General features: G+C 68.0%; 4 protein-coding genes. All 4 read left to right on the plus strand.

Annotated elements, in window-relative coordinates; all coding sequences use genetic code 11:
- The first annotated feature begins 1 nt into the window (after window position 1).
- Genes AB3X43_RS17720 through AB3X43_RS17735 form a run of 4 tightly spaced genes read left to right on the plus strand, consistent with a single transcriptional unit; the run spans window position 2 to window position 5,010 of the window.
- Window positions 2-1,942, plus strand: coding sequence for a beta-galactosidase (locus AB3X43_RS17720; RefSeq protein ID WP_369431190.1), 1,941 nt, complete (start codon window positions 2-4; stop codon window positions 1,940-1,942).
- A gap of 33 nt (window positions 1,943-1,975) precedes the next feature.
- Complete coding sequence (locus tag AB3X43_RS17725) at window positions 1,976-3,214, plus strand: ABC transporter substrate-binding protein (protein ID WP_369431191.1); 1,239 nt, start codon at window positions 1,976-1,978, stop codon at window positions 3,212-3,214.
- 30 nt (window positions 3,215-3,244) lie between these two features.
- Window positions 3,245-4,159, plus strand: coding sequence for a carbohydrate ABC transporter permease (locus AB3X43_RS17730; protein WP_369431192.1), 915 nt, complete (start codon window positions 3,245-3,247; stop codon window positions 4,157-4,159).
- A complete protein-coding gene (locus AB3X43_RS17735; RefSeq protein WP_369431193.1) occupies window positions 4,159-5,010 on the plus strand; it encodes a carbohydrate ABC transporter permease in 852 nt (283 codons plus the stop codon). Before AB3X43_RS17730 ends, AB3X43_RS17735 begins: the two co-directional genes overlap by 1 nt.
- Window positions 5,011-5,159 lie beyond the last annotated feature (149 nt).

The following is a 5,159-nucleotide window of genomic DNA, read 5'->3' on the forward strand; positions in this document are numbered from 1 at the left end:
GATGGGCATCCGCGTCGTGCGGATCGCCGAATTCGCCTGGAGCGTGATCGAGGCCGAGCCGGGCATCTTCACCTGGGACTGGCTGGACGAGGCGGTCGAGACGCTGCACGCCGCGGGCCTGGGCATCGTGCTGTGCACGCCGACCGCGACACCGCCGAAGTGGCTGGTGGACCGCATGCCGGACATGGTGGCCATCGACCTGCAGGGCCGCCCGCGCGGCTTCGGCTCGCGCCGGCACTACTGCTTCTCGCACGCCGGCTACCGCGCCGAGTCGCGCCGCATCAGCCGCGCGATCGCGGAACGCTACGGGCAGCACCCGGCCGTGGTCGCCTGGCAGACCGACAACGAGTACGGCTGCCACGACAGCGTGCTGAGCCTGTCCGAGTCGGCGCGACAGGGATTCCGGCGCTGGCTCGCCGCGCGCTACACGACGATCGGCGCGCTCAACGACGCCTGGGGCACGGTGTTCTGGAGCCAGTCCTACCGCACGTTCGACGAGATCGACCTGCCCGCGCCGACCGTCACCGAAGCGAACCCGGCACACCGGCTCGACTGGCGCCGCTTCGCCTCCGACGAGGTGGTGGCATTCAACCGCGAGCAGGTGGCGATCCTGCGCGCGTGCTCGCCGGGGCGTCCGGTCTCGCACAACTTCATGGGCTTCTTCACCGAGTTCGACCACCACGCCCTGGCCGCCGACCTCGACATCGCCACCTGGGACAGCTACCCGCTCGGCTTCACGCAGATGTTCTTCCTCACCGCCGAGGAGAAGGTGCGCTGGGCACGAACCGGGCACCCGGACATCCCGTCGTTCCACCATGACCTGTACCGCGGCATGTGCCGGGGTGCGGACGGTCAGGGCGAAGGGCGCTGGTGGGTGATGGAACAGCAGCCCGGTCCGGTGAACTGGGCGCACTGGAACCCGGCACCACACGACGGCATGGTGCGGCTGTGGACCTGGCAGGCCTTCGCGCACGGCGCCGAGGTGGTGAGCTACTTCCGCTGGCGACAGGCGCCGTTCGCGCAGGAGCAGATGCACACCGGCCTGCTGCGCCCGGATGCATCCGAAGACCAGGGCGCGCTCGAAGCGGCGCAGGTCGGCGCGGAACTGGCCGACCTGGCCACCAGTGGCGCCCTGCCCGGAGCGCCGCGGCTGGCGGTGAAGGCCGGCGTGGCGCTGGTGTTCGATTACGACGCGCTGTGGATGGGGCAGATCCAGCCGCAGGGCGCCGACTACCACCCGCTGGAACTGACCTTCCGCGCCTACAGTGGGCTGCGGCAGCTCGGACTGGACGTGGACATCGTCGGGCCGCGACCGGGACTGGACCTGTCCGGCTACCGGCTGATCGTGCTGCCGGCGGCGCTGCATGTCGGCGCGGATCTGCAGGCCGCGCTGACCACGGCGGCAGCCAGTGGCGCGCAGATCGTGCTGGGGCCGCGGACGGGCAGCAAGTCGGTGAACCTGTCGTTTCCGGCCGCCGATGGGCCCTGGTCGGCGTTGCCACCGGGGCCGCTCGCCGCGCTGGCGGGGGTGCAGGTGACGCGGGTGGCGTCGCTGCCACCCGGTGTGGCCGAACCAGTGGCGCTGGAAGGCGCCTCCCTGTCGATCACCCGCTGGCGCGAAGACCTCGCGCTGCGCGGCGCCGAAGCGCTGGCTGCGTTCGCCGATGGCCGCCCTGCCCTCGCGCGCAACGGCCCGGTGCGCTATGTGGCCGGCTGGCTGGACACCGCCGGCTGGCAGGCGGTGCTGGCGGAGGCGGCCGCCGTCGCCGGGCTGGCCGTGGAGCCGCTGCCCGACGGCCTGCGCATCAGCCGCGCTGGCGGCCTGGCGCTGGCCTTCAATTTCTCGGATCAGGCGCTGGACTGGACGCCCACGCCGATCGCGACGCCCCTGCTGGGCGGCGCGCACCTGCCCCCCAGAGCGCTGGCGATCTGGCGGGTCTGACCTCATCACCCCAGAAACTCCGGAGACAGACAGATGAAGACTTCCCTTGCCTCGATCACTGCCCGCTTCAGCGTGCTCGCGCTGGCGGCCGCAGCCTGTGCCGCGCAGGCCGGCACGCTCGTCATCAACACCGACGCCTCCGACCCGGCCCCGAAAGCCGCGTGGGAAGCGATGGCCAAGGGCTTCATGGCCGCCAACCCGGACGTGACCGTCAAGATCAACACCTTCGACCACGAAGGCTTCAAGACCTCGATCCGCAACTTCCTGAGCGCCGAGGCCCCGGACATCGTCACCTGGTACGCCGGCAACCGCATGGCCCCGTTTGTCAACGCCGGCCTGTTCGAGGATGTCTCCGATGTCTGGGCCAAGGAAAACCTCGGCACCCAGCTCAAGAGCGCCGCCTCGTCGATGACGATCAACGGCAAGCAGTGGGGCGTGCCCTACACCTACTACCAGTGGGGCATCTACTACCGCAAGGACGTGTTCGCCAAGCACCACGTCGCCGTGCCCAAGGACTGGAAAGAGCTGGTCGCCGCCTGCGCCAAGCTGAAGGCCGCCGGCGTCACGCCGTTCGCCATCGGCACCAAGGCGCTGTGGCCCACGGGCGGCTGGTTCGACTACCTGAACATGCGCGTCAACGGCTACGAGTTCCACATGGACCTCACCGCCGGCAAGGTGCCCTACACCGACAAGCGCGTGCAGGAAGTGTTCGACCGCTGGGACGACCTGACCAAGCCGGGCTACTTCCTGGCCAACCACGCCTCCTACGACTGGCAGGACGCCATCCCCGCCTTCGTCAAGGGCGAGGCCGCGATGTACCTGATGGGCAACTTCGCCGTCGACCCGATGAAGAAGGGCGGTCTGACCGAAGCGCAGCTCGGCTTCATGCAGTTCCCGAAGATCAACAACGTCCCGATGGCCGAAGACGCGCCGACCGACACCATCCACATCCCCGCCAAGGCCAAGAACAAGGCTGATGCCCGCCGCTTCCTGGCGTACGCCGCCAGCGCCAAGGTGCAGGGCGAGGTCAACGCCACGCTCGGCCAGCTCCCGGTCAACAAGGACGCCACCAAGCCGACCGACGTCTACCTGAAGGACGGCTTCGCGATGCTGTCGAACGCCTACGCGCTCGGCCAGTTCTATGACCGCGACGCACCCGCCGAAATGGCCAAGGCCGGCATGGAAGGCTTCCAGCGCTACATGGTCAAGCCGGACACGCGCAAGGAAGTGCTGGAGCGCCTGGAAACCGTGCGCCAGCGCGTCTACAAGTGAACCCGTAGCCCGCAAGCCCGCACGCCGCCCATGTCGTCCCGCCCATCACCGCCACAGTTCTCCTGGTGGACCCGCCACCAGCGCCAGCTGGCACCCTGGCTGTTCCTGCTGCCGGCGCTGCTGATGTTCGGCACCTACGTGATCGCGCCGATCTTCCAGTCGATCGCGATCAGCTTCTACGACTGGGACGGGCTGGGCAAGGCGAAGTACATCGGGGTCGCCAACTACGTCGAACTGGCGGGCGACCCCGACTTCCGCACCGCGCTGAAGAACAACCTGCTCTGGCTGGTGTTCTTCCTGCTGTCGGTGCCGATCGGCCTGGGGCTCGCGCTGTTCCTGAACCAGACGGTGACGGGCATCCGCCTCGTCAAGTCGATGTTCTTCTTCCCCTTCGTGATCTCGCAGGTCGTCATCGGCCTGGTGTTCACCTGGTTCTACAACCCGACCAACGGGCTGTTCACGCAGATCCTGGCCGTTTTAGGCATGCCCGGCATCGCCGTGCTGTCCGACGAGCACCTCGTCACCTACGGCATCATCGCCGCCGGCCTGTACCCGCAGATCGCCTACTGCATGATCCTGTACCTCACGGGCCTGAACAACGTGCGCCCCGACCTGATCGAGGCGGCGCGGCTCGAAGGCGCCAAGGGCTGGTCGATGCTGTGGCACGTCGTGCTGCCGCAGTTGCGCCCCGCCACCTTCATCGCCGTCGTCGTCACCATCATCGGCTCGCTGCGCAGCTTCGACATGGTGTCGATCATGACCTCCGGCGGCCCCTACGGCTCCTCGCGCGTGCTGGCGTACTACATGTACGAGCAGGCGCTGAGCGAATACGGCTACCGCATGGGCTATGGGACGGCCATCGCCACCGTGCTGTTCTCGATCATGCTGGTCTACATCACCTTCGTGCTCTGGCGCATCTACCAGCAAGAGAAGGAACTGGCCTGATGTTCCCCACCCCGCTCAACAAGACGTCGCCGGTCACCCAGGCGCTCTACAAGGTCGGCCTGCCCATCGCGCTCGTCGTCTGGCTGCTGCCCATCATCGCGGTGGCGCTGACCTCCATCCGCGGCCAGGGCGACATCGCCGGAGGCAACTACTGGGGCTGGCCGACCGAGTGGCAGGTGATTGAGAACTACTCGGCCGTCTTCCGCAACACCCCCATCGCGCGCTACATCGTCAACAGCCTGCTGGTGGCCATCCCGACGGTGATCGGCGCGGTGAGCCTGAGCTGCCTGGCCGGCTTCGCGCTGGGCACCTACCGCTTCAAGGCCAATCTGGCGGTGTTCTTCCTGTTCGTCGGCGGCAACTTCATCCCCTTCCAGATCCTGATGGTGCCGGTGCGCGACATGAGCCTGCGCATGGGGCTGTACGACTCGATCGGCGGGCTGGTGCTGTTCCACATCGCCTTCCAGACGGGCTTCTGCACCTTCTTCATGCGCAACTTCATCCGCGACCTGCCGCACGAGCTGATCGAGGCGGCGCGCATCGAAGGCGCGAGCGAGTGGCAGATCTTCTGGCGTGTCGTGCTGCCGCTGGTGCGGCCGGCGCTGGCGGCGCTGTCGGTGCTGATCTTCACCTTCATCTGGAACGACTACTTCTGGTCCACCGTGCTGATCCAGGGTGACCACGCGATGCCGGTCACCGGCGGGCTGAAGTCGCTCAACGGGATCTGGGTGGCGCAGTGGCACCTGGTGTCGGCGGGCTCGATCGTCGCCGCGCTGCCGCCGGTGCTGATCTTCTTCCTGATGCAGAAACAATTCATCGCCGGGCTGACGCTCGGTGCGACCAAGGGCTGAGACTTGTCTGCCGACTTCCTGACTCTCCACAGCCGGCGCAGCAGCGTCGTGCTCGAATGCCCGCCCGACGAAGCGCCGCTGTGGCGCTACTGGGGGCCACGCCTGCCGGACACGGCCACACCCGGCGCGGCGCTGCGCGACACGCGCCC

Source organism: Sphaerotilus sp. (assembly GCF_041083715.1).
Taxonomy (GTDB): domain Bacteria; phylum Pseudomonadota; class Gammaproteobacteria; order Burkholderiales; family Burkholderiaceae_C; genus Sphaerotilus.